The organism is Rhizobium sp. ZK1 (assembly GCF_047782645.1).
In the GTDB taxonomy this organism is placed as follows: Bacteria; Pseudomonadota; Alphaproteobacteria; order Rhizobiales; family Rhizobiaceae; genus Rhizobium.
On the sequence record NZ_CP180586.1, the window covers coordinates 765,018 to 787,892 of the forward strand.

The 22,875-nt window shown below is 62.0% G+C and carries 24 protein-coding genes; 10 read left to right on the forward strand and 14 right to left on the reverse strand.

Annotated elements, in window-relative coordinates; translation table 11 throughout:
* Positions 1 to 71 precede the first annotated feature (71 nt).
* Positions 72 to 1,139: an AraC family transcriptional regulator gene (locus ACK9YZ_RS03935; RefSeq protein WP_416065745.1), complete on the reverse strand. Its 1,068-nt coding sequence runs from the start codon at positions 1,137 to 1,139 to the stop codon at positions 72 to 74.
* 54 nt (positions 1,140 to 1,193) lie between these two features.
* Here ACK9YZ_RS03935 and ACK9YZ_RS03940 point away from each other — a divergent pair, with 54 nt between their 5' ends.
* The 4 genes from ACK9YZ_RS03940 to ACK9YZ_RS03955 all read left to right on the forward strand — a co-directional run bounded on the left by ACK9YZ_RS03940 (position 1,194) and on the right by ACK9YZ_RS03955 (position 5,831).
* Positions 1,194 to 2,168 (forward strand): oxidoreductase, encoded by a 975-nt coding sequence (locus tag ACK9YZ_RS03940; protein ID WP_416065746.1) that lies wholly within the window; start codon positions 1,194 to 1,196, stop codon positions 2,166 to 2,168.
* Positions 2,169 to 2,294: 126 nt separating this feature from the next.
* Positions 2,295 to 3,743, forward strand: a complete 1,449-nt coding sequence (locus ACK9YZ_RS03945) for a methyl-accepting chemotaxis protein (protein WP_416065747.1) — start codon at positions 2,295 to 2,297, stop codon at positions 3,741 to 3,743.
* A 37-nt stretch (positions 3,744 to 3,780) separates the two neighbouring features.
* Complete coding sequence (locus ACK9YZ_RS03950; RefSeq protein ID WP_416065748.1) at positions 3,781 to 4,122, forward strand: DUF1491 family protein; 342 nt, start codon at positions 3,781 to 3,783, stop codon at positions 4,120 to 4,122.
* Between the two features lie 125 nt (positions 4,123 to 4,247).
* On the forward strand, positions 4,248 to 5,831 hold the full coding sequence (locus tag ACK9YZ_RS03955) for an ABC-F family ATP-binding cassette domain-containing protein (RefSeq protein WP_416065749.1): 1,584 nt from the start codon (positions 4,248 to 4,250) through the stop codon (positions 5,829 to 5,831).
* 24 nt (positions 5,832 to 5,855) lie between these two features.
* Here the strand turns inward: ACK9YZ_RS03955 and ACK9YZ_RS03960 are convergent, their stop codons facing one another.
* Positions 5,856 to 6,905: a DUF2336 domain-containing protein gene (locus tag ACK9YZ_RS03960; RefSeq protein ID WP_416065750.1), complete on the reverse strand. Its 1,050-nt coding sequence runs from the start codon at positions 6,903 to 6,905 to the stop codon at positions 5,856 to 5,858.
* Between the two features lie 256 nt (positions 6,906 to 7,161).
* Entirely contained in the window at positions 7,162 to 7,368 is a 207-nt protein-coding gene (locus ACK9YZ_RS03965; RefSeq protein WP_416065751.1) for a hypothetical protein, read from the reverse strand.
* 542 nt (positions 7,369 to 7,910) lie between these two features.
* Here ACK9YZ_RS03965 and ACK9YZ_RS03970 point away from each other — a divergent pair.
* Complete coding sequence (locus tag ACK9YZ_RS03970) at positions 7,911 to 8,081, forward strand: hypothetical protein (protein WP_216757425.1); 171 nt, start codon at positions 7,911 to 7,913, stop codon at positions 8,079 to 8,081.
* Between the two features lie 15 nt (positions 8,082 to 8,096).
* On the opposite strand, the gene ACK9YZ_RS03975 is transcribed toward ACK9YZ_RS03970, so the two are convergent.
* The 3 genes from ACK9YZ_RS03975 to ACK9YZ_RS03985 all read right to left on the reverse strand — a co-directional run bounded on the left by ACK9YZ_RS03975 (position 8,097) and on the right by ACK9YZ_RS03985 (position 11,542).
* Complete coding sequence (locus ACK9YZ_RS03975; RefSeq protein WP_216757426.1) at positions 8,097 to 8,645, reverse strand: DUF1254 domain-containing protein; 549 nt, start codon at positions 8,643 to 8,645, stop codon at positions 8,097 to 8,099.
* Entirely contained in the window at positions 8,638 to 9,225 is a 588-nt protein-coding gene (locus tag ACK9YZ_RS03980; RefSeq protein WP_216757427.1) for a DUF1214 domain-containing protein, read from the reverse strand. Before ACK9YZ_RS03980 ends, ACK9YZ_RS03975 begins: the two co-directional genes overlap by 8 nt.
* Before the next feature lie 130 nt (positions 9,226 to 9,355).
* Positions 9,356 to 11,542, reverse strand: coding sequence for a transglycosylase domain-containing protein (locus ACK9YZ_RS03985; protein ID WP_416065752.1), 2,187 nt, complete (start codon positions 11,540 to 11,542; stop codon positions 9,356 to 9,358).
* Between the two features lie 186 nt (positions 11,543 to 11,728).
* On the opposite strand from ACK9YZ_RS03985, the gene ACK9YZ_RS03990 reads away from it, so the two are divergent.
* On the forward strand, positions 11,729 to 12,214 hold the full coding sequence (locus ACK9YZ_RS03990; RefSeq protein ID WP_416065753.1) for a YcgN family cysteine cluster protein: 486 nt from the start codon (positions 11,729 to 11,731) through the stop codon (positions 12,212 to 12,214).
* Positions 12,215 to 12,217: 3 nt separating this feature from the next.
* Here the strand turns inward: ACK9YZ_RS03990 and ACK9YZ_RS03995 are convergent, their stop codons facing one another.
* The 3 genes from ACK9YZ_RS03995 to ACK9YZ_RS04005 all read right to left on the reverse strand — a co-directional run bounded on the left by ACK9YZ_RS03995 (position 12,218) and on the right by ACK9YZ_RS04005 (position 15,687).
* On the reverse strand, positions 12,218 to 13,726 hold the full coding sequence (locus tag ACK9YZ_RS03995) for a mechanosensitive ion channel family protein (RefSeq protein WP_216757430.1): 1,509 nt from the start codon (positions 13,724 to 13,726) through the stop codon (positions 12,218 to 12,220).
* A gap of 136 nt (positions 13,727 to 13,862) precedes the next feature.
* A complete protein-coding gene (ampC, locus tag ACK9YZ_RS04000) occupies positions 13,863 to 15,014 on the reverse strand; it encodes a class C beta-lactamase (protein ID WP_416066811.1) in 1,152 nt (383 codons plus the stop codon).
* A gap of 103 nt (positions 15,015 to 15,117) precedes the next feature.
* Entirely contained in the window at positions 15,118 to 15,687 is a 570-nt protein-coding gene (locus ACK9YZ_RS04005) for a TetR family transcriptional regulator (protein ID WP_416065754.1), read from the reverse strand.
* Positions 15,688 to 15,788: 101 nt separating this feature from the next.
* Between ACK9YZ_RS04005 and ACK9YZ_RS04010 the strand changes: the two genes are divergently transcribed.
* Positions 15,789 to 16,703, forward strand: coding sequence for an SDR family oxidoreductase (locus ACK9YZ_RS04010; protein ID WP_416065755.1), 915 nt, complete (start codon positions 15,789 to 15,791; stop codon positions 16,701 to 16,703).
* Between the two features lie 6 nt (positions 16,704 to 16,709).
* On the opposite strand, the gene ACK9YZ_RS04015 is transcribed toward ACK9YZ_RS04010, so the two are convergent.
* Positions 16,710 to 16,889, reverse strand: a complete 180-nt coding sequence (locus ACK9YZ_RS04015) for a hypothetical protein (RefSeq protein WP_216757434.1) — start codon at positions 16,887 to 16,889, stop codon at positions 16,710 to 16,712.
* Between the two features lie 8 nt (positions 16,890 to 16,897).
* Positions 16,898 to 17,101 carry a hypothetical protein gene (locus ACK9YZ_RS04020; protein WP_216757435.1) on the reverse strand — a complete coding sequence of 68 codons (204 nt, stop codon included), beginning with the start codon at positions 17,099 to 17,101 and terminating at the stop codon, positions 16,898 to 16,900.
* Between the two features lie 93 nt (positions 17,102 to 17,194).
* Here ACK9YZ_RS04020 and ACK9YZ_RS04025 point away from each other — a divergent pair, with 93 nt between their 5' ends.
* Positions 17,195 to 18,004 (forward strand): endonuclease/exonuclease/phosphatase family protein, encoded by an 810-nt coding sequence (locus ACK9YZ_RS04025; protein ID WP_216757436.1) that lies wholly within the window; start codon positions 17,195 to 17,197, stop codon positions 18,002 to 18,004.
* Here ACK9YZ_RS04025 and ACK9YZ_RS04030 read toward each other — a convergent pair.
* From ACK9YZ_RS04030 to denD, 3 genes are read right to left on the reverse strand one after another with little or no spacing between them, the layout of a single operon-like run.
* On the reverse strand, positions 18,001 to 18,636 hold the full coding sequence (locus ACK9YZ_RS04030; protein WP_416065756.1) for an aldolase: 636 nt from the start codon (positions 18,634 to 18,636) through the stop codon (positions 18,001 to 18,003). The genes ACK9YZ_RS04025 and ACK9YZ_RS04030 overlap by 4 nt on opposite strands.
* Complete coding sequence (gene otnK / locus ACK9YZ_RS04035; protein WP_416065757.1) at positions 18,629 to 19,891, reverse strand: 3-oxo-tetronate kinase; 1,263 nt, start codon at positions 19,889 to 19,891, stop codon at positions 18,629 to 18,631. The genes ACK9YZ_RS04030 and otnK overlap by 8 nt, the downstream gene beginning before the upstream one ends.
* 1 nt (position 19,892) lies before the next feature.
* On the reverse strand, positions 19,893 to 20,879 hold the full coding sequence (gene denD, locus ACK9YZ_RS04040) for a D-erythronate dehydrogenase (RefSeq protein ID WP_216757439.1): 987 nt from the start codon (positions 20,877 to 20,879) through the stop codon (positions 19,893 to 19,895).
* A 280-nt stretch (positions 20,880 to 21,159) separates the two neighbouring features.
* Between denD and ACK9YZ_RS04045 the strand changes: the two genes are divergently transcribed.
* Together ACK9YZ_RS04045 and ACK9YZ_RS04050 are read left to right on the forward strand one after the other, a co-directional pair.
* Positions 21,160 to 22,125 (forward strand): acetylxylan esterase, encoded by a 966-nt coding sequence (locus ACK9YZ_RS04045; RefSeq protein WP_416065758.1) that lies wholly within the window; start codon positions 21,160 to 21,162, stop codon positions 22,123 to 22,125.
* Positions 22,122 to 22,850: an esterase family protein gene (locus ACK9YZ_RS04050; protein WP_416065759.1), complete on the forward strand. Its 729-nt coding sequence runs from the start codon at positions 22,122 to 22,124 to the stop codon at positions 22,848 to 22,850. Before ACK9YZ_RS04045 ends, ACK9YZ_RS04050 begins: the two co-directional genes overlap by 4 nt.
* Positions 22,851 to 22,875 lie beyond the last annotated feature (25 nt).

Sequence of the window (22,875 nt, forward strand, 5' to 3'; positions counted from 1 at the left end):
CAGGTTAAACGACCTGTATTTACGGCAATTGCCTTCTGCTGTCGTCGGACTGTGAAATAGCGAGACTGAGATCATCCCTGCCGCGCCGGCACTGACAGCTGGTTCGCCAGCCGCAGGGGCCGATAGTCCACCGTCGGCACCCGTCCTTCCACATCGACCATTTCCTCGATCGGCCCGATATTGATGGCGGCCGAACCCCGGTAGCGTTTCGGCGCAACGCCCGTCACCCGCTTGAAGGCGTTGGAGAAGGCGCTTTCGGACGTATAACCGAGCGACAGCGCCAGCGATGAGACGGGTATGGAGCCCTCACGCAGCGCCCGTTCGGCAAGGCGCATGCGCCATGCGGTCAGATAGGTCAGCGGCGCCACACCCGCGACAGTCTTGAAACGCAGCGCAAAGCTGGTGCGCGACATGCCGGCCGCCTTTGCCAGTTCCCCAAGCTGCCAGTTGCGCGCCGGGTCCGCATGCATTTGCCGCAGCGCCGGCGCGATCTTCTCATCGCCGAAAGCGCGCAGCCAGCCGACCGCCAACGGCTCCGATGTCATGATATGGGCGCGCAATACCTGCACGAAGATGAGCTGCGAAAGCTGGGCCGAGGCAAGCAGCGCGCCCGGCTTGCCGGCGGCCATTTCCCGCACGAGCTGATCCAGCAGCCAGCGCAGCACGCCGGCTTCCGCAAGGGTCGCCCGCACGTGGATGACGGGCGGCAGCACATCGAGCAGCAGTGCCGTGCCGGTCGGGCCGAGCGCGATATGACCGCCGATATAGAGGAAATCCTCGCCCGCGCCGTGCCGTGCCATGCCATTGACCTTCTTCTCCTTGAAGGCCGTGGCGGCATCGCTCGGCGTCAGCGCCAGATCGGTTGCCAGCACGAAGGAATGTTTGCCGTTCAACAGGATGACGTCGCCCGCTTCGAGCAGGATCGGCGCACTGCCATTATCAAGCGCCAGCCAGCAGCGGCCCGTGGCGACGGCGCTGATCTTGATGCGGTTCGGCTGCGGAAAGGCGAGCGCCCAAGGCCCGCCGGCAATCAGCGCGCCGGCCATCAGGCAGCGGGCATCGAGCAGACTGAGCATTTCGGAGAGGGGATCACTGGTCATCTTTGTACGATGGCGCAAGAAATCGGGATTTACAAGCATTCAGAATCCCGGCCGCCAAGCATAGATGTTTGGCGAATAGAAAGGAGACATTTCATGTCTACTCCTCAAGCTCCCATCGGTTCCCGCTTCGGCGCAGCGTCCACGGCGGAAGACGTGATTGCCGGCCATGATCTCTCCGGCAAGGTGGCGATCGTCACCGGTGGTTATGCCGGCCTTGGCCTCGAAACCGCCCGCGTGCTGGCGGCCGCCGGCGCCAAGGTCATCGTTCCCGCCCGCAATATCGAAAAGGCGAGGGCCGCAGCTGAAGTCGTTCCCGGTCTGAAGCTCGACTACATGGACCTCATGGATCCTGACACAATCGATGACTTCGCCGACCGTTTCCTGGAGAATGGCGAGCCGCTGCATTTCCTCATCAACAACGCCGCCGTCATGGCCAACCCGCTGACGCGCGACGGCCGCGGCTACGAATCCCAGTTCTCCACCAACCATCTCGGCCATTTCCAGCTTGCTGCCCGTCTCTGGCCGGCGCTGGTGCAGGCCGAAGGCGCTCGCGTCGTTGCCGTCTCCTCCCGCGGCCATGTCCGTGCCGGCATCGATTTCGACGACCCGATGTTCCAAGACCGCGAATACCAGCCCTATGTCGCCTACGGCCAGTCGAAGACGGCAAATGCGCTTTTCGCCGTATCGCTGGACGCCTTGGGCGCAAGGCACGGCGTTCGCGCCTTCTCGCTGCATCCGGGCGGCATCGTCACGACCGATCTCATCCGCCATCAGTCACGCGGATATCTGCAGGCGAGCGGCTATGTGGATGCCGACGGCAACCCGGTCATCGATCCCGAAAACAACAAGAAGACCATCGCCCAGGGAGCGGCAACCACCGTCTGGTGCGCCGTCAGCGATGAGCTGGAAGGCATGGGCGGCGTCTATTGCGAGAACTGCGATATCGCCAAGGCCGTGCCTGCCGACTCAGAGGAACTGCTCGGCGTGCGCCCTTGGGCGACCGATCCGGAACTTGCCGAACGTCTCTGGCAGGTGAGTGAAAGACTGACGGGGCTCACGCAGAGCTGAGGCCATAGCCTCACACGCGGCGTCGGGGCAGGGCCTTTGCGACCTAAGTATAACCCTCGATATTCTTAGCCAATTGTTAACCATGTTGTTTGAAGCTTCCCTAATGTAGCTTGGGGGAGCTCGATCATGCAGGCGCTGAAAGTAGTGGAGGAGAATGCCGTAAGTCCAGCCCATGAGCCGGATGGGCCGGATCGCGACGCGCTGCGCCATATTCTCTCGCGTCTTGCAGAAGAGGCTTCCACACTCGGCGTCGATCTCGTCGATATTGCCGGCGCCATCCAGGACATGGCGGCGATGTCCGCCCGCCATGCCGCCGCCTTCGACGATGTGACCCGCACGGCTCTCTCGATCGCCGAGACCAACCGCTCCGTCGCCGTTTCCCTTCGCGAGACGGATGGTACTGCTTCCGAGGCCCGCCATATGCTGAAGGAATCGGCCCATCGTCTCTCCGGCTCGGTCGAGGAAATCCGTCACATGGTCCAGTCTTCCGAAGAGATCAGCACCGAAATCTCCGGCTTTTCCCGCTCGCTGACGGATGTGGACAAGGTCGCCGCCGAGATCAGCACCATTGCCCGCCAGACCAATCTCCTGGCCCTCAATGCGGCGATCGAAGCTGCCCGTGCCGGCGGGGCGGGCAAGGGCTTCGCCGTCGTCGCATCCGAAATCCGCGCTCTGTCGCTGCAGACCTCCAAGGCGACGGGCTCCATTCAGGAAACGCTGGAGCAGCTTCGCGCGAAGATCGACCGACTATCGGTTGTCGGCGGCGGTGCGCGGGAAAGTGCGGCCGGCGTGCGCCAAAAATCCGAGGCGATGCGCGGTGCTTTCGAAAGCATGGAGCATGTCATCACCCGCATCCTTGATAGTTCCGCCGTCATGGCCAATACCACCGAGGCCGTGGACAGGGACTGCGCCGGCTTCGTCGCCAAGCTCGGTGAAATGTCCGCCGAGGTGCTGGATTCCAACGGCCGGCTGCAGCAGGCGGCTAAACGCGTCGACAGCGTCGTCGGGCTGTCCGAAACGCTGATCCAATTGACCGCGAGCGCCGGTGTTGAAACCGCCGACCGCCACTGGATCGAACAGGCGCAATCCGTCGCCGCAGACATATCGGGTGTCCTGGAGCGTGCCGTTGCCGAGGGGGCAATCGGCATGGCGAGCCTGTTCAGCCGCCAGTACCATCCTCTTCCCGGCACCGATCCGGTGCAGATGATGACATCCTTTACCGAACTCACCGACCGCCTGCTGCCGCCGATCCAGGAGCCGGTGGCAAGTTCGGACGAGCGCATCGCCTTCTGTGCCGCCGTTGATGAAAACGGCTACCTGCCGACCCACAACAAGAAGTTCTCGCAGCCGCAGCGGCCCGGCGATATCGTCTGGAATACCGCCAACAGCCGCAACCGCCGCATCTTCAACGATCGCGTCGGCCTTGCTGCGGGCAGAAGCACCGCACCCTTCCTCGTCCAGACCTACCGGCGGGACATGGGCGCCGGCAATTTCGTCATGATGAAGGATATTTCCGCCCCGATCACTGTCCGCGGCCGCCATTGGGGCGGCCTGCGGCTGGCGGTCAAGGTATAGCGTTGCCGCCATCTGCCGCGCAGTCTATACCGCAACCATGAGATTGCGCGCCGATATCTATGTTTCCGCTCTCGTCCGCAGGGTTTTCTCTGCGGGCGGTTTTGCTGCCGTGGAGAAGAAGGGCGCGGAGGAGGCCGGTGCCATTTTCATCCGACAGCGCTTCCGCGACGGTCTCGAAACCCTCTACGCGCCCGCCCCGCAGAGCTTCTTCGATGAGGAGAGCAGCGGCGGCGACCGCCTGTTCGAAATCAGGCTCGAACGCGCCGAGCCGGACAAGGTGCGGGAAATGCTGGACCGCGAACGCAAATTCGACCCCGATCTCTGGATCGTCGAACTGGAAGCGGACGAGGTTTCGGCGCTCGTGCCGATGGCCGGCTGACGGCCTGCCTTGAATTTATGCCATTTTCCACCTAGTTTACCGCCATCCGCAATACCAACAGGATGTGTGCTCAATGGATATGAACCTGATCGCAACGCCAATTCGCCTTGCCATCGGGGATTTCCATGTCTGCATCCATGACGCTTTCCAATCTTTCGTGGTCCACGCCTGACGGCCGGCCGCTTTTTTCCAATATCGATCTGAGCTTCAACGCTGAGCGCACCGGCCTCGTCGGCCGCAACGGCGTTGGAAAGACCACGCTTTTGAAGCTGGTTGCCGGCGAGCTACAGCCGCAGACCGGTGCCATCGCTGTATCGGGTACCATCGGCATCCTGCGCCAAAGCGTGCAGGTCGGGCCGGATGAGACCGTCGCCGACCTCTTCGGCGCGACCGAAGCTCTCTCCGTCCTCCGCCGTGCCGAAAGCGGCGAGGCTGACGCCGATGAACTTGCTGTCGCCGACTGGACGCTCGAAGCGCGCATCGATGCAGCCCTGGAACGATCAGGCCTTGCTGCGGACCCGCAGACGCTGCTGGCAGCGCTGTCCGGTGGCCAGCGCACCCGCGCAGCACTCGCCGCCCTGATCTTCGAGGAGCCGGATTTCCTCATTCTCGACGAGCCGACCAACAACCTGGACCGCGACGGCCGCGAGGCGGTGATCTCACTTCTCGGCAACTGGCGCCACGGCGCGCTCGTCGTCAGCCATGATCGCGAACTGCTGGAAACGATGGACGCCATCGTCGAGCTGACCACGCTTGGCGCCACGCGTTATGGCGGAAACTGGAGTGATTACCGTGCCCGCAAGGCGCTGGACCTGGCCGCCGCCGAGCACGATCTTGCCGATGCCAGGAAACGCGTGGCGGAGGTCGCCCGCAGCACACAGGAAACGGCCGAGCGCAAGGCCCGCAAGGACAGCGCCGGCAAGAAGAAGGCCGCCAGGGGCGACATGCCGCGGATCATTGCCGGCGGCCTGAAGCGGCAGGCGGAAAATACCAGTGGTGAGAATGCCCGCCTTGCCGAGCGCCGCCGCGCCCAGGCGCTTGCGGATGCCGAGGAGGCGCGCAGGCGCATCGAGATCCTGCAGCCGCTCTCCGTCAAGCTATCCTCGACCGGCCTGCCCCCAGGCAGATCGGTGCTGAAGATCGATGCGGTCACCGCCGGCTACGAGGCGGGCGAGCCGATCATCCGCAAACTGTCCTTCGATATCACTGGTCCCGAACGCATTGCCGTTACCGGCCCGAACGGTTCGGGCAAGACGACATTGTTGGCGTTGATTTCAGGTGATCTCCAACCATGGGAAGGAACGGTCCGCGTCCTCACCTCTTTCTCCATGCTCGACCAGCGCGTCAGCCTGCTCGATCCCGCGACCTCGATCCGTGACAATTTCCGGCGGTTGAGCCCGCAGTCGGATGAGAATGCCTGCCGCGCAGCACTCGCCCGGTTCATGTTCCGGGCCGATGCGGCGCTGCAGGTCGTCTCGACGCTGTCAGGCGGCCAGCTTCTGCGCGCCGGCCTTGCCTGCGTTCTCGGCGGCGCAACACCACCGGCACTGTTGATCCTCGATGAGCCGACCAACCACCTCGACATCGATTCCATCGCTGCCGTCGAAGCTGGCCTGAGAGCCTATGACGGGGCGCTGCTGATCGTCAGCCACGATGAGGTGTTTCTGGAAATGGTCGGTATGACCCGCCGGTTGGCGTTGCCAAGCTAGTTGCGCGAAGGATATGCCGAACTGTTAGCGCGCCCGGCTGACGCTCTTGAGATCACGCATCGGCGCCTGCCGGATGAAGCGGTAGGCTGGAGACTGTGCCTGTGCGACGGGAGCCGGCTGGGCTGCGGCCGGCGCTTCCGGATTGTAGGTGTAGCGGTCGGCGCGACGCCACGTTTCCACGCGGGCATGACATTCTTCCGGGTCCAGCGCATCGAGAACGAGGAAGGCGCGGCTGACATTGTGCGGTACTTCGGCAAGATGCGGATAGAGCTTCTCCAGCACGAAGACGGAATCGAGGAAACCCATGCCGAGGCTCGTCAGCGTCGTGGCGAGTTGATGTCCCGAGAGGTCGAGCATGATGCGTTCCGCAAGCCAGCGGCTGGCCGACAGGGCATGGGCAAGTGCGGTGGCGAAATGCGCGGCTTCCCGCGAGCGCGCAAAGCGCACCAGCAGCGCCTCCTGAATATTGGACAGCGAGCGCAGGCCAAGCCGGTCCTGATCATTGCGACCGAGATGGCCGGCAAGGCTGCGGATGCGCTCGCGCAGCGCCTCTTCATTGGCAAGACGCTGTGCTTCCTCCTGGTCTGCTTCCGGCGCAGCAGGCATCGGCGAAAGCGGCATGACGGGCTGCTCGACGGTTGCGGCGGCGGACGGGCGCGGTTCGGCCTGGCGCAGTGCCACCAGCGCATCAATGACTTCAGGCGACAGGGTATCGCGGCTGACGATCGCCTTCACATGCGCAGCACCATGGGTGCGGGCAATCGTGATCAGCGTGTCGTCATCGATTGCCTTGGAGGAGGTGAGGAAGGGGGCTGCGACCTCGATCGGCTGATTGCCGATGAAGAGCGCAACGGCTGCCGGCATGTTCTCGCATTGGGAAAGGGCTGCAACGGCCTGCCGTCTTGCCTCTTCGGAGGAGGCCTGGAAAAGCGGCATGAAGAGTTCGGCAAACTGGCGCAGTTCGGAGCGTGTCGGATGAGACAGGTTCTCGAAACTGCTGACAGTCGCCATCAACACCACGTCCTTCTTCCTGATGGCCATGGGGCCTTCTAGGTCTCGAAACCGGTCACGCACAAGAACACCCTGAAAACGCAGAACAAGCGGGAAACCGTGGGCCGACAAGCGTTGGCGGGACGCACGTCGGACCATATGGTTATGAACAAATCCTACACCGGCACGGTTAATGCATGCTGAAGATTCTATTAAAATGCAACAGAAATATACACGTTTCGCGTGTTGCGACTTGATGAGCCGGCAAAATAAAATCAATCGCCCCGGAAGCGGGGCGATCTCCAATTTTTAAACGTGTGATAAATAGCCGGCAAATAATCTAGAGGCTCTTACGCCTTCGGAGTGCCGACAACAGTTTGTCGCGATCGTCATGGCCAGACTGGTAAAGGTCGAGCGCGGTCGAGACAGCGAACTGTGCTTCGACGCTTCCGATGTCGATATGCTTTTCCGTGCACCACGCGTCCAGCGCACCGCGCAGCACGTCCAAATCTTCTGAAGTGAATACGGAGCTATACAGAAAGGGCATGGGTTGCTCTCCGTATGACAGCAAGAGCACGTATAATCTCCCAATCAGCCATCGCCTTAAAACTTTTGGCCGACGAGGGCAGAATACACCCGCCGACCCCCACCGCAATTAATATTTTCGTGACGCATATTTGCAACACCTCCGGCGCGGTTGCCGCTTCAGCGGAGAAGAGCCGTTAACTATATAAATTACTTCTAATTTTATCCATCGGTTTTTAGCCTGTCTTTTCTTTTCCTCGACTGAAACCAAACAACCATTCTGCGCGTTATCTCACTGCCAATCAGACTGCCTAAAGCAGTGGCTGAATATTAGTAATCTGTTAACGGTCGTGTGTCTCAATTCGGACAGGAACGACGCGATTTGGGAATATGGATCGTGGAAGCTCCGCAGCATCACGGTATTTCGGTCAGGAGCCGTGAGAAAGGCGCGAATGCCCTCGGTCCGGTTCATCCGGCGCTTGAGGACGCGCTGGCCCGCAGCATGGCGGGCAGGGTGAAATCCATCGCAAGTTCATCCGTCTCGGGCAGTGCATGGAGACGAGAATGGCAATTGTAGTCGCATTGGCGGATCGGCTGCCGCAGACGCCGCGCCGCACGGGCAAAGAGCCCCGTGAAGCAAAAATCCTCTGGTTCACCGGCGTCCGTTACGAGCGGATCGCCGAAACCCCTGACAAGAAACCGGCGCATTCTGCGCCGCGCGTCAAGAACAGGTAGATCATGGAAGCAACTCTAGCGGGCATCGAGTTCGTCGCAGCCCGCTTCCGTCAGGAAGGTTCGCGCAGCTTCATCGAAGCTTGCCTGCGGCGCCAGCGTGCGCAGCACCGCGTAGCCCTCGGAATGCGCCATCTCCACTAGGATCGTCTGCTGCAATTCCTGTGGCAGGTTCTTGCGCAGATCGGTCAGTTGGATCGGGCTGGCTGTGATAACGTCGAGCGCGCCGCCGACGGAGGTGCGGTCATTCATGCTGAAGACCTCGTTGGAGGCGCTGTCATAGATCGCGATCGACCAGAAGGGCACATTGCCCTTAGCGGTGAAACGCACCGGCGCCTCGCTCACATCGAAAGAACAGACGGCGGTGCGCACGAAGGGATCGCCGTTGGCGAGCCCTGCCTCGTCATAGCGGTTGGTCAACAGGTAGAAATTGTTCGGATCGCCCTCCGCCTCCACGCGCGTCGCCGCATCGCGGCCGGTAAAGTGCGGAAGCGCGAGAATGATGACGAGATGCAGAAGTGCTGCGCCGAAAAGCCCGGTTATGACGGCGAAGAACACCCTAAACATTGCCGCACCCGATCTTGGTGAGCTTCGGCATCGAAAGGTCGATCACGCCGGAACTGCCTGCTGTCGGCGTGTCGAACAGGGTCAGCACCAGCCGGAACGTGCCGGCCTGTGGCAGTGCCAGCCAGTTGCCGGGCACAGCGCGGGTCGCAATGTCGATGGTGAAGCTGCTGTCCGGCCGGCGCAGCACGGTCCATGAATTCAGCGCGGCCGGCAGGCTTGGCTGCAACGAGGCCGGATTGCCGGCATTGTCGGCAGTAAACAGCGTCCAAAGCCGCGCCGGCGGCGTCTGGCCGATGATGCGATAATGGCAGGCGGCATTGAGCCGCGCCCCGTCGTCATCCACAGCAGCAGTAAAGGTCAGGCCTTCGGCACTGCCGTAGAGCAGCTTGCCGGCACGCGCCCGATGCGACTTCGCATAGGGGTCCGCATCGACAGTCTGCAACTCCGGAAAAGCCTCCCAGGCGCCGAGCTTGATCGCTCCGAACCCCTGCGTTGCATCCAGCGCGTAAAGCGAAATCATGATGCCGCCGCCGAAGGCGACGATCAGCGTGATCAGGATGAAAAGGGGGAACCGAAACACCTTGCGCCCTTGAAGATCAAATCAGTTGAAAGGGTTACCACTGATTCTGGCAGGGTGGAATGCCATGGGGCGATGTGTCCCCCATGTCTTGGCAAACCAGCTGCGCCGGTTTCGCCAAAATAAGAAAGCATCACTGCGCGCTCGCGACCTTCTGCGCCTCGAGTGGTGCGGCGTCCTTCAGCTTTTCGCCGATGCCCTTGAGAATGTTGGTCGATTGCACCGAGAGCATGCGCGGGCGCACGAGGGTCGGCGTGCCGTCCTTCGGCTTGTCGGCCTGCGCCTTGGCGATGTCCTTTTCGGATGGCAGCGGGTTTTCGATGCCGGGAATGGGGCGCAGCGTCACACCCTGATGGGCATAGTCCATCGCCCGTTTGAAGGTCATGGCGGGCAGCGAGCCGCCGGTCATGTTGTTGGTCGACGTATAGTCGTCGTTGCCGAACCAGACGGCGCAGGTGTAGTTGCCGGTGAAGCCCACGAACCAGGCATCGCGATAGGCCTGCGTCGTGCCCGTTTTGCCGGCGGTAACGACGCCGTTGTCGAGGGCTGCCTTGCGCGCCGTACCCACATAAGGCACCCGCGACAGCATCTGGTTCATGTAGCTGTCGGCCTGTTCGGAAAGCACGCGCTTGGCGGGCGGTTCGTCACGGTCGAAGTCATAGAGAATGTCGCCATCGTAATCGAGGATCTGCGTGATGCCATGGCGGCGCGACTGGTAGCCACCGGCCGGGAACACCGCATAGGCCGTCGCCTGGTCCAGCACGGTCACTTCCGAAGTGCCGATCGGGATCGTCACGTCGTCGCGGATCGGCGTTTCCACGCCCATGGCCTTGGCCATGGCACGGATCGGCTGAATGCCGAGCTTTTCCTTGGCAAGGCGCACCGGAATGGTGTTGATCGATTGAGCAACGGCGGTTTCCAGCGTGATGCGGCCGGCATAACGGTTTGCGTAATTGTGAGGGCTCCAGTTGCCCCAGGAGATCGGCGCGTCGATGATCGTCGTCTTCGGCGTCATCCCGCTCTCCATGGCCACTGAATAGGTATAGACCTTGAAGGATGAGCCCGGCTGGCGCAGCGCCCTAGTGGCGCGATTGAACTGGCTCTCGCCATAGTCGCGCCCGCCGACCATGGCGCGCACGGCACCGCCATTCTCGATCATCACCATCGCGCCCTGCTTGGCGTGATAGGCCTCGCCATATTCGCGCAGCGACGTCTCGATGGAATCGTCTGCCGCCTGCTGGATGCCCATGTCGATCGTGGTGCGCACGATCAGCGAGCGCTGGTGGAAGCGGGGCGACAGGCGCTGCACCTCGTCGAAGGCCCAGTCGAGAAAGAAGTCGGGCGATTTCACCTCGTTACGGTCGACGATGGTGGCGGGATTGCGCCGCGCCGCGATCACCTGTCCCTCGGTCATCAGCCCGCTCTGGACGAGGTTGGTCAGCACCTCGTTGGCGCGGCCGCGCGCCGCCGGCAGGTTCACGTGCGGGGCATATTTGGCCGGCGCCTTGAAGAGGCCGGCGAGCATGGCGGATTCGGCGAGGTTCACGTCGGTGATGTTCTTGCCGAAATAGAATTGCGCCGCAGCCGCCGCACCAAACGTGCCGCCGCCCATATAGGCGCGGTCCAGATAGGTGGCGAGGATCTCTTTCTTGGAAAGGTTCGCTTCCAGCCAGAAGGCAAGGAAGGCTTCGGTGATCTTGCGGTCGATCGAGCGCTCGTTGGACAGGAACAGGTTCTTGGCGAGCTGCTGCGTCAGTGTCGAGCCGCCCTGGACGACTTCGCCGGCCTGCGCATTGGTGACCATAGCGCGGAAGAGGCCGACGACGTCGATGCCGAAATGGTCGAAGAAGCGCCGGTCCTCGGTCGCGAGGACGGATTTGATCAGCGAATCCGGCAATTCGTCGATCGGCACGGAATTCTGATGAATGACGCCGCGATGGCCGATGACGTTGCCATAGCGGTCGAGGAAGGTAACGGCGAAATCGCCGCGGTTGCGCCAGTCTTCCTTGGTGGCTTCGAAGGCCGGCTGGGCGAGTGCCAGCATCAGCACCATGCCGACGGCGCCGAGTGTCAGTCCTTCGCCGGCGAGTTCGAAAACCATGCGCTTCCACCCGCGAACGCGGAAGCGGCGGAAGAAGATGGTGGTATCTTCCCAGATTTCGGCGGCGCGGAAGCCGGCGTTCCAGATGGTCGAGTCGATCCATGAATCGATGCGCAGCAGCAGGTGCCGGTTTTTCGACGGCTGCTTCCTGCCTTTCCCGCTTTCGGGCTCATCTGGCGCATTATTTGGCCCATTATGTGGGTTGTCCGGATCCTGCACGTCCTATATTCCCGCCTGATCGCGCTCGGCGGCGGTAGAACCGGACGCTGGAGCGGGGCCTGAAAGGGGCCGCAACTCTCCGGATAGCCGGAGCATGTTGAATAATTGGTTGATTTTGCGCACAAGAACAAGAGAGTTGAACGGTCGTCACGCGAATTTGCGGGCGGCTGTTGCAAGAAACGAACGATGAACGATCTGCCCTTCTGGAAGCGCAAGACGCTTGCCGAAATGAATGCCGAGGAGTGGGAAAGTCTCTGCGACGGCTGCGGCCTCTGTTGCCTCAACAAGATCGAGGAATGGGATAGCGGCGACGTCTATTTCACCTCGATCCGCTGCAAGCTGCTCGACAGCGAGAGCTGTCGCTGCTCCAGCTATCCGAACCGCTGGGATTTCGTGCCCGATTGCATTCAGCTCACCAAGGAGAACGTTTCCGAGATCGAATGGCTGCCGCCCACCTGCGGCTATCGCCTCGTCAACGAGGGCCGCGATCTCTACTGGTGGCACCCGCTCGTCTCAGGCGATCCCGAGACCGTCCATGCTGCCGGCATTTCCGCCCGCGGCCGCACCATCAGTGAGAACGATGTCGATATCGACGATTTCGAGGATTATGTCGTCGACTGGCCGCTGACGGTCGGTGACGACGCCGAAAAAGCCGAGGAAAAGGCTAGCTGATCGTCACTGCCAGGTGTTGTGAGGGATCTGGAAGAGATGCCGGATGCGTGTCGTCAGTGTGGTTGGATGGCTGGCTTCGGCCGACACGCCTGCGCTGAAATGATGCTTCTCGGATTCGATCCGGCGAGACAGCAGCAGACCAAGCTCTTCGGCAAGTGCCGGCCGCTCCTGCATGATCGCGGCGAGGTGGTCCTTGGCGATTTCATAGACGATGACAGAGGTAAGCGCACGGATATTGGCCGGCTCCAGCGCGCCCATCAGCACACCGCGTTCCCCGAACAGGTCGCCCGGCGCAATTCTGGCGAGCTCGATGATCTCGCTGCCCTCGTGCCGCTCGACGATGGCAACGCCGCGCCGCACGATCATCAGGGAAGTCAGCGACGTATCCTGCGTCGCAATCAGGGCGTCCTTGCGGAAGTTCAGCCGCTTCATATCAGCGGCGAGCGACTCCTTCTCGTCTTCGGTCAGCGTCGAGAAAAGCGGGATGGCATTGAGCAGGCGCCAGGCAGAGTTCGGATGTTTTCCGGCTTCTTCCTGCGGATCGGCAATGGGAATTGCCGGCGAACCCGCAGGTGCGGCAAGCTGCAGGCCTGCCGCCTTGGTATGGCGATAGACGAGATCGTAGACTTCGTTCCGGGCGGCGGTCGCTTCGCCCAGTCCGGAGACGCGGAAGGAGAGTTCGAATTCGATGGCATTGCCGTCCAGTCCCGTGATGCTGACGATGGGGGCTGGAGATTTCAGGATGGCGTTGCTGCTGAGCAGCACCGTGCGCATCGTCTCTTCGATGGTCGCCGGCGGGCTTGAGGGCACGACCCGGATCTTCAGCGAGACGCCATGGGCTTCTTCAGGACTCGTCAGATTCGTCAGCCGCGCCTTGGCAAGCGCGCTGTTGGGCACGATGACGAGGTCGTTCGTGCCGTTCAAAAGGTGGGTGGAACGCCAGTTCGTCTCCACCACGCGGCCCTGCACGCCGTCGTCGAGGACGATCCAGTCGCCGACGCTGTAATGTCGGCCGAGATTGAGCGCGATGCCCGAGAAGACGTCGTTCAGGGTGCTCTGTAGCGCCAGGCCGAGCACGATGGCGAAGACGCCCGATGTAGCAATCAGAGGGCCGATCTGGGCGCCGAAGACATAGGTTACGACTGAAAGTGCTGCGCCGACATAGATGATGGCGACAATGAGGTCCTGCAGCAGACGCGCCTCGCGCGGCTTGCGCTCGAAGATCAGGAAGAGCCGCACCGAGCTTGTCAGCACCATCGCCCCGCCGATCCACCAGACCGCCTTGGCGACCCCGACGAAAATGCGCCGGAAAAGATCCGTCGCTTTGCCCATGTCTGATGTATAGGGCGCAATCTCGTGCTTGACGAGCAGCAGCGTCAGCAGCGCAAAGAAGACGAAATTGGCGATCAGCCGGAAGGTCGGGTTTCGTCCGAAGATGAACCGTGCCGCGGCGCTGAGCAGAACGAGAACGATAAACTGATACAGCGGATCTTCCAGCATCGTCCATGACATGCATTGCATCCTGGTTGGGGCGTTCGACCCTATATCACGGATGAAGAAGTCCTGTCCTCTGACACGAATGGATAGGGTATCGCCACCGGTGACGTCGGCCGGCCGCAACCGCTGCTGCGACCGGCCGACGTGGCGGCTATTTCGCGGCGTAGGCCTCGAGTGCCTGGATGAGCTTCAGCCCTGCTTCGGCGCGTGCGGCATTCGGATAGTTCCGGTTCGCCAGCATCGTCAGCCCGATATGCGCCTTCGGCACCAGCACGACATAAGCGCCGAAGCCGTTCGTCGATCCGGTCTTGTTCATCAGCACTGATGTCTGCGGCGCAAGCGGCTTTGTCCGCTTTTTGACCGGCTGGCTTTCCAGGCTCATCTTGGCGGAGTTGCCGTCGAGAAGCCGCCTGAGTGCGACCGGCCAGGCATATTGCTCCCAGACCATGTCCTGCGTGTAATAGGCCGTATCGAAATAGCCCGTATGTGTCTTCTCGATCGCCGCCTTGAACTCGGGCGCCAGAGCATCCGGCTTCAAATTGAGCGCCAGCAGATGGACCATGTCGCGAGCCGAGGATTTGATGCCATAAGCCTCGTCGTCGAGGACGCCGGGGCCAACGCGGACCGGACGATTGTCCTTGGCATAACCGAAGGCGTAACGGTCCATGGCTTCAGGCGGAACCGAGATGAAGGTGCTCTTGAGGCCGAGGGCGGGGAACAGCAGGCCTTCGGCCGCTTGCCTGTAGCTCCCGCCGAAACGCTCGCCGGCGATGCGCCCGAGAAGGCCGATGCTGACATTGGAATAGGAGCGCATGGTGCCCGCCTCGTAGGCCGGCGTCCAGGTCTTCAGATAGGTCATCAACCCGGCATCATCAGTCACGCTGTTCGGCACCTGCAGCGGCAGGCCGCCCGAAGTATGGGTAGCGAGGTTGACGAGCGTGATCCGGTCGAAGGCGCTTCCCTTGAGCTCCGGCAGATAGATCGAGACTGGTTGTTCCATCGACAGCAGGCCGCGCTGTTCGCCAAGCGCTGCGAGCGTGACATTAAAAATTTTGCTGACGGAACCAAGCTCGAAGATCGTGTCGCTGGTGACGGGTGCCTTCGTCTCGCGCGAGGCTTCGCCGTGAGCGTAGTAGAATTCGGAGCCGTTGATCGAAACGCCGACGGCGAGCCCCGGAATATCGTAGGCCTTGATGACAGGCTGAAAAATGCGGTCTGCGATCTCCTGGAACGTCTTGTCCGTCATGTCGGCTGCATGAAGCGGGCTCGCCGATAGGGCGAGGGCGATAAGGCAGTGTCTCATATTCACGAGCGTTTCCTTCATGTGCGCCCGGCGACATGGCCGGTGCATGGTCGATAGCCCGCCTCTTTGCCCCTCCACAAACGATAAGAACTCGCAGGAGACCCTAGATTAATTTGGGCTCAAGGGCGGCAAGAAAGAGCCGCAGTTCCCGCTCCACGTAGTCGGCGACTGCGCCCTCGGAGGAAAAGCCCCACCAGAGAAGCGATCCCTGCCATTGCGACAGCATCAACCGGGCAATGGTCTGCGCCTGTCTCTGTCTCTCGAAACGCTCGGCAAGCGCTGCCGTCAGCGCCGCGCCCCAGGCAGCGCCCCGGGCGCGCAACACCGGATCGCGGAAATCCTCGCGCAGCAGGAGCAGGCCTTCCGCGTAGGAGGCCGGATTGTCGCCATAGTCTCGGGAAAGGCCGGTCAGCAACGCGATCGCCCCGTCTGCCGTCTTCGGCATGGCTTCGGCGAGCCGCGCCGTTTCCGCATCCAGCCTGTCCCAGGCATGGAGCAGGGCGGCGCGCAGCATACCGGCCTTGGTGGCAAAACGCTGCACCAGCGTCGAGCCCGAGAGGCCGCTCGTCTTCGAGACTGCTGCAAAGGTCACTGCGTCCGGCCCCTCCGACTGGATCACATTGAGAACCTTCGAAAGCAGCTGTTCATCGGAAAGCGTGCGTGGACGCGGCATGAAATTTCCTCTTGAGTTTGCTATATTTATGAACGAACATTCGTTTATATACAAGTGGCCGATTCATCCGGCCGATTATTTCTAGCGGGGAGGACAGCGAAGTGACAGCGGACTTGAAGGGAAAGGTCGCACTTGTCGCCGGCGGAACGCGCGGCGCCGGACGCGGCATCGCGGTGGAATTGGGCGCTGCGGGCGCGACTGTCTATGTAACCGGCCGCACGACCCGCGCGCAGCAATCCGAATATGGCCGGCCGGAAACCATCGAGGAAACAGCCGAACTGGTGAGTGCGGCGGGCGGGCACGGCATCGCCATGCAGGTGGATCATCTGGTCCCGGATGAGGTCGAAGCTCTGGTTGCCCGCATTCGTGCGGAGCAGGGCGGGCTGGATATCCTCGTCAACGATATCTGGGGCGGCGAGCATCTGACGGAGTGGGACAAACCGGTCTGGGAGCACTCCCTCGACAAGGGTCTTCGCATGCTGCGGCTTGCGATCGACACTCATTTCATCACCGCCCATTACGCTCTGGCGCTGATGATCGAGCGGCCCGGCGGCCTGCTGGTGGAAATGACCGACGGCACGGCGGATTACAACGCCACCCATTACCGGCTCTGCCCCTACTACGATCTCGTCAAGACGGGCACGAACCGTATGGCCTGGGCGCATGCCAGGGACCTCGCGCCGCACGACGCGACCGCAGTTTCGCTTTCGCCCGGCTGGATGCGCTCGGAAATGATGCTGGAAATTTATGGGGTTAAGGAAGAAAATTGGCGCGATGGAACAAAAGTCCAGCCGCATTTCGTCATCTCGGAAACGCCGCGTTTCACCGGCCGCGCGGTGGCCGCATTGGCGGCCGACCCCGACCGCAGCAGATGGAACGGCCAGTCGCTATCGAGCTTCCAACTGGCCGAGACTTACGGCTTCACCGATCTCGACGGCACGCGGCCGGATTGCTGGCGTTACCTTGCCGAGGTGCAGGAGCCCGGCAAACCGGCTGATGACACCGGTTATCGCTGACAGGATCTAGCGCGTCACCGCGCCACCGCCCGAGGGGTTGATGAGCGGAATAGGCTGTTTGCCGCCGCTGCCTGCTTCCGGATTGAGGATCGGCGGTTTGCCGGGCTCTTTCCCGTGCGAATCTTGGTTGCCGGTGTCGGCGGGCGAGCCTGCTTCTGGTTTTATGAAACGTTGCCGATTGCCCATGGGTCTTCCTAATCATCTTCCTTGGTCTTCATGGCGTCGGAAACCTTCTTCACCTTGGGGTGGTTGAGGTTTTCGCCGTGGGCGTCGCGGGCCTTTTCCGGATCGTCCTTCGCACGCAGATAGCCTGCTGGCTTCGTGGCCTGCGGCCCTTCCCAGCGCGGCGACTGATCCGTGGTGCCGGGCGCACCATCCTTGGGACTGTTCAGTGCCATGACATTTCTCCTTTACTGTCGGAGAGAACAACAGGGCAGGACCGGCATTGTTCCCTGTGCGAATCTGCTAGTTTCGCAGAAAAGGGAGCTCGCATGGCTTTGCAGATCATTTCACTGAATGTCTGGGGTGGCAGCATTCACGCACCGCTGATCGATTATCTTGCGTGCACGGAGGCCGATATCTTCTGCCTGCAGGAGGTGGTGCGATCGGCTGCCGATGCACCGGAATGGCTGGAATATCGCGACGGCAACACTGTGCTGCCGCAGCGCGCCCATCTTTACGACGAAATCGCTGCCATTCTGCCTGACCATGACGGCTTCTTCTGCCCCTTCGCGCGGGGCGATCTCTTTCACGGCGAGACCGTCTTTACGACCGAATTCGGCATCGCCACCTTCGTGCGCAAGTCCTATCCTGTCATCGGTCAGGCCGCGGATTTCATCCATGGCCGTTTTTCGGCCGATGGCTGGGGCGAGCATCCGCGATCCCGCAATGCCCATTGCATCCGCCTGTTCGATTATGCCGGCGGCTTTTCCGTCACCATCGCCCAGCTTCACGGCCTGCGCGATCCCGCCGGCAAGGGCGACATTCCGGCCCGCCATGCCCAGGCCGATGCGCTGGTCGAGCTGATCGAACGCGTCTGGCCCGGCAACGAACGCCTCGTCGTCTGCGGCGATTTCAACGTCCTGCCTGACAGCGTCACCTTCGAGAAGCTTGGCCGCCTCGGCCTCAATGATCTCGTCACCGGCGGAGGCTTTACCGATACCCGCACTTCGCTTTATCCGAAGGAGGGGCGTTTTGCCGATTATATGCTGGTGACGCCGGAGGTCGTGGTGGAGCGCTTCGAAATTGTCGAACAGCCCGAGGTTTCGGATCATCGGGCGCTTTTACTTGAAGTTGCCTAGCGCAGCTTAAAATGCGTCTCCAGGTCGGCAATCTGTTCGGCATTCAGCTGGCGGATCCTCATGCCGCGGGTGATGATGGAGAGCTTGGCCGCTTCCTCCAGCTCCTCGATGGCAAAGACGGCGGATTCAAGTGTGGCGGCCGATACGATCGGCCCGTGATTTTCGAGAAGCACCGCGCTGTGCTGGCCGGCGATTTCGGCAATCAGCGGCTTCACATCCGCCGAGCCCGGCCGCGTATAGGGCACGACGGGCACCTTGCCGACGCGCATGACGACATAGGGCGTCAGCGGTGGAATGGCATCCTTCGGATCGGTATCGGCAAGGCAGGAAAGCGCCGTCGCATAGGTGGAATGCAGGTGCACGACCGCACCCGTTTGCGGCCGCTTCTCATAGAAGGAGAAATGCAGCGGCAATTCCTTGGTCGGCGCGTCGCCCGAGAGGTGCTTGCCGTCGATGTCGAGCTTCGAAAGCCTGTTGGCATCGAGGAAGCCGAGGCAGGAATTGGTCGGCGTTACGAGATAGAAGTCGGCGGTCTTCACCGAGATATTGCCGGAAGAGCCGGCCGTAAGCCCCCGCTCGAAAAGCGATTTTCCCCAGCGGACGATGCTTTCCCGCAATGCCGTCTCATTCATGGCCGGCAATCCTGTCCAGTGCCTTGGCGAAAAAGTCGGGCGAGCCGAAATTGCCGCTCTTCAGCGCCAAGCCGATCGGCCGCATCGGCCGGCCGCGCTCGGAAACGAGGACCGGCACGCCGGGATCGATCTCCGCCCCGATGATCATCTGCTTGAGGCCGAGCGCTTCGACGACGGCGCCTGACGTTTCCCCGCCGCCGACGACGATCTGGTGCGTTCCGGTGTCGGCAAGCCGCTTGGCAAGGCCGCCGAAGAAATCCTCGAGAATCTTTGCCGATTCCTCGCGCCCGAAGCGCTGCTGCACGAAGCTCACGACATCGGGCGAGGTGGTGGAATAGACGATCGGATTGTCGGCCGCATTGGAGGCCACCCAGCGGGCGGCATGTTCTATCGACATCGTACCGCGCACGATGGCTGCCGGATCGATCGAAAGACCGGGATGGTTCTGCAGATGGCAGGCGACCTGGTTCTGCGAGGCAAGCGAGCAGGAGCCGCAGAGGATGACGCCCGGCCCGCTGACGGCAGGTACTTCGGCGGGGATGCCGGAAAGCTTGCCACGCCTGGCGAAGTTGCGCACCAGCCCCTGTGCCAGTCCGGACCCGCCGGTCACCAGCTCATGATCGACTACCGCCTCGCCGATCGTCAGGAGATCGGCATCCTCGATCGCATCGACGACGACAAGGCGGTTGCCCTCGGTCAGCTCGTCGCGCAACCGGCTGCGGATAGCGCCAGGACCTTCTCGCACCGTATCGAGCGTGATGCTGCCGACGCCGCCGCGCGTTTGCCGCCGCAGCCAGCGGCGGATATCCGGATCGGTCATCGGCGTCAGCGGATGGTTCTCCATGCCGGATTCGCTGAGCAGCTTGTCCTTGACGAAGAGGTGGCCCATGAACACCCGCCGCCCCGTTGCCGGAAAGGCGGGGCAGACGACTGTGACATCGGCGCCCGCCAGCCGCTGCAGGGCTTCGGCCACCGGGCCGATATTACCCGCGGGCGTGGAATCGAAGGTCGAGCAATATTTGAAGAAGATCTGCTCGCAACCCTGATCCAGCAGCCAGCGCGCCGCATCCATCGACTGCAACACCGCATCCTCGACCGGCGCCGAGCGTGTCTTCAGCGCCACGACGCCCGCTTCGCAATTCATCTTGCCGCGTCCGGGGCCGACGAATTGCATCGTCGACATGCCGCCACGCGCAAGGGTATTGGCAAGATCGCTGGCGCCGGTGAAATCGTCGGCAATGGCTCCAAGCAGCATGTCAGGCGCGCTCCGGCAGTCTGTTGTTCAATTCGTCCTCGATATGGACGCGGATGATCTCGTCAAAGGATGTCTCGGCTGTGAAGCCGAGCGAAAGGGCGCGGCTGGCATCGAAGCTCTGCGGCCAGCCGGCAATGATCTTGGCAACCGTCGCATCCGGTTCGCGTCGGATCAGCCTCACGGCACTTTCCCCGGCAACGCGCCTGAGCGCCTCGATCTCATCGCCGACGGTGGCGGCAAGCCCCGGCATGGTCAGCGTGCGGATCTGCCCGAGCGATGCCGTATCGAGTTCGGCAGCTTTGAGCAGGAATCCGATTGCTGCGCGCGGGCTTGCAAACCAGTGACGCACGCTCTCATCGACCGGGAGCACCGCCTCCTGGCCGATCAGCGGCTCGCGCAGAATGCTGGAGAAGAAGCCGGAGGCAGCCCGGTTCGGCTTGCCGGGGCGGATGGTGATGGTCGGCAGGCGGATGCCGATGCCGTCGAGGAATCCGCGCCTGGAATAATCGGCAAGCAGCAGTTCATCAATCGCCTTCTGCGTGCCGTAGCTCGTCAGCGGCGTCAGATGATGTGTGTCGCCGATAACCGAAGGCAGCGGCTCGCCGAAGACCGCGATGGAGGAGGTGAAGACGAGCTTCGGGCAATAGGGCTGTTCGGCAAGCCGGATCGCCTCGAGCAGGAAGCGCGTGCCGTCGAGATTGACCCGGTAGCCCTTCTCGAAATCGGCTTCCGCCTCGCCGGAGACGATCGCCGCCAGATGGAAGATCAGGTCCGGCCGGTGAGCGATCAGCTGCTCGGCCGTTCCCGGCTGCGAAAGGTCGGCTGCAAGGGCCTCCACCGCGCCGCCAAAGGAAGGCTTTTCCGGCGCCACGACATCGGCCAGCACCAGCGTGCCGATGGATCGGCCGTTCAGCGTCCCGCGTTCGCACAATGCATGGACGAGCTTGCGGCCGATCATCCCGGCCGCGCCGATAACAAGGATTTTCATTTGAAGCGGTCCCTCCGACCGATGAAATGAACGCCAACAGAAAACGCGCCGCCGCACGAGTCGGCGTGGACAGCACGTTTCTAGTTAAGACCAGCCGGGAAGGCCTGTCACGCAATTTCAGGCGGAAAGGCCTGTTTGATTGTGGGTTGGAAACCACTCCATTGACAGGGGTGACAGCACTCCTTTCGATGCAGTTCGGTCTCGGCCGGACGGCGAAGGCAGCATTGGGACATCCCCTGCGGGCTTGCCCCGCGGCCGGTTTCGCGGCAACAAGCGTTGCATGAGCATCCCGACAGAATATCCCTTCGACTTCGACCCCACCTACGGCATGACGCTTGCCGATCTGAAGGCGATCCGTCCGCCCGAGGCACCGCCAGGCTTCGATGCCTTCTGGCAGAAACGCTATACCAAGGCACTGATGGTGAAGCCGCAGCCGGTGCTGACCAAGAGCAAGGACGCCCATCCAGACTGGCATGTGCAGGATATCGTTTATACGTCCACCGATAATGTCAGCATCGGCGGCTGGCTGCTGACGCCCCGCAAGGGCGAGATCAAGCGCGGCCTCGTCGTCGGTCACGGTTATGGCGGCCGCGACCAGCCGGAATTCGATATCCCGGTCGAAGAGACCGCGATCCTCTTTCCCTGCTTTCGCGGCATGTCGCGCAGCGCCCATCCGCCGATCTCGCCGGAGGCCCCCTGGCATGTGTTGTACGATATCGACGATCCCGATCATTACGTGATCGGCGGCTGCGTCGAGGATCTCTGGGTTGCCGTCTCGGCGCTGCTGTCGCTTTATCCCGCGCTTGATGGCCACATCGGCTATAGCGGCATCAGCTTCGGCGGCGGCATCGGCGCGCTCGGCATCCCCTTCGATATCAGGATCGCGCGCGGCCATCTGACCGTGCCGACCTTCGGGAACCGCAAGCTGTGGCTGACATTGCCGACTGTCGGCAGCGCCCATTCGGTGCAGGAATACGCAAAGACCCATCCCGAGGTCTTTGAAAAGCTGCGCCTTTTCGATGCTGCAACGGCCGCAACCCGCATCAAGGTGCCGATGCTGACCGCTGTCGCGCTCTTCGATCCGGCGGTAGCACCGCCCTGTCAGTTCACGGTGGCGAACGCTCTGCCGCAATCAAAATTTAACGAAATCTTCATCCTGGATGCCGGGCATTTCGACTATCTTGATAGTGCAGTGCAGCAGACTGCGCTGCGCGAGCGAGTCGGGCGGTTTTTCAGGGGTCTATGAACCGAGAATATCTGCGCTGGTACAGCGATCGGCTCCATCGTGACATGGAGCTTCTGGTGTTCGGCCATGCCGGCGCCAAAGTACTGATATTCCCAACGCGGGAAGGGCGCTTTTGGGAGTACGAACATCTCGGCATCGTCGCCAGCCTCAGAGATAAACTCGAGGCGGGTCACCTGCAGCTCTTCTGCATCGAAGGCCTGGCGAACGAGACCTTCTACGATTTCGGCCGCCATCCGGCCGAGCGTATCAGTCGCCATATCGCTTTCGAAGAATATGTGCTGAACGAAGTTCTGCCGCTGATGGAAAGCCGCAACCGGCACGAATGCACCATCGCCCACGGCTGCAGCCTCGGCGCCTTCCAGGCCGCCAGTCTCGTCTTTCGCCACCCGCATCTCTTTCGCAAGCTGGTGGCCTTTTCCGGCCGCTACGACCTGACGATGAGGGTTGAATCCTTTGGCGATCTCTTTGACGGCTATTACGACGAGACCGTCTATTTCCACATGCCGACGCATTTCCTGCCGGGTCTCACCTCCGACTGGCGGCTGGAAAAGCTGCGCCAGGTCGACATCGTCCTGACGATCGGCAACGAGGATCCTTTCCTCGACAACAACCGATATCTCAGCCGGCTGCTTGCCGAAAAGGGCGTCGGCCATCAACTGCATTTCTGGGATGGAAGGGCACACCGCGCGGGTGCCTGGCGCCGGATGGCGCCTTTATATATCTAGAGCGCCGCCGGATGGCGCCGCTCTT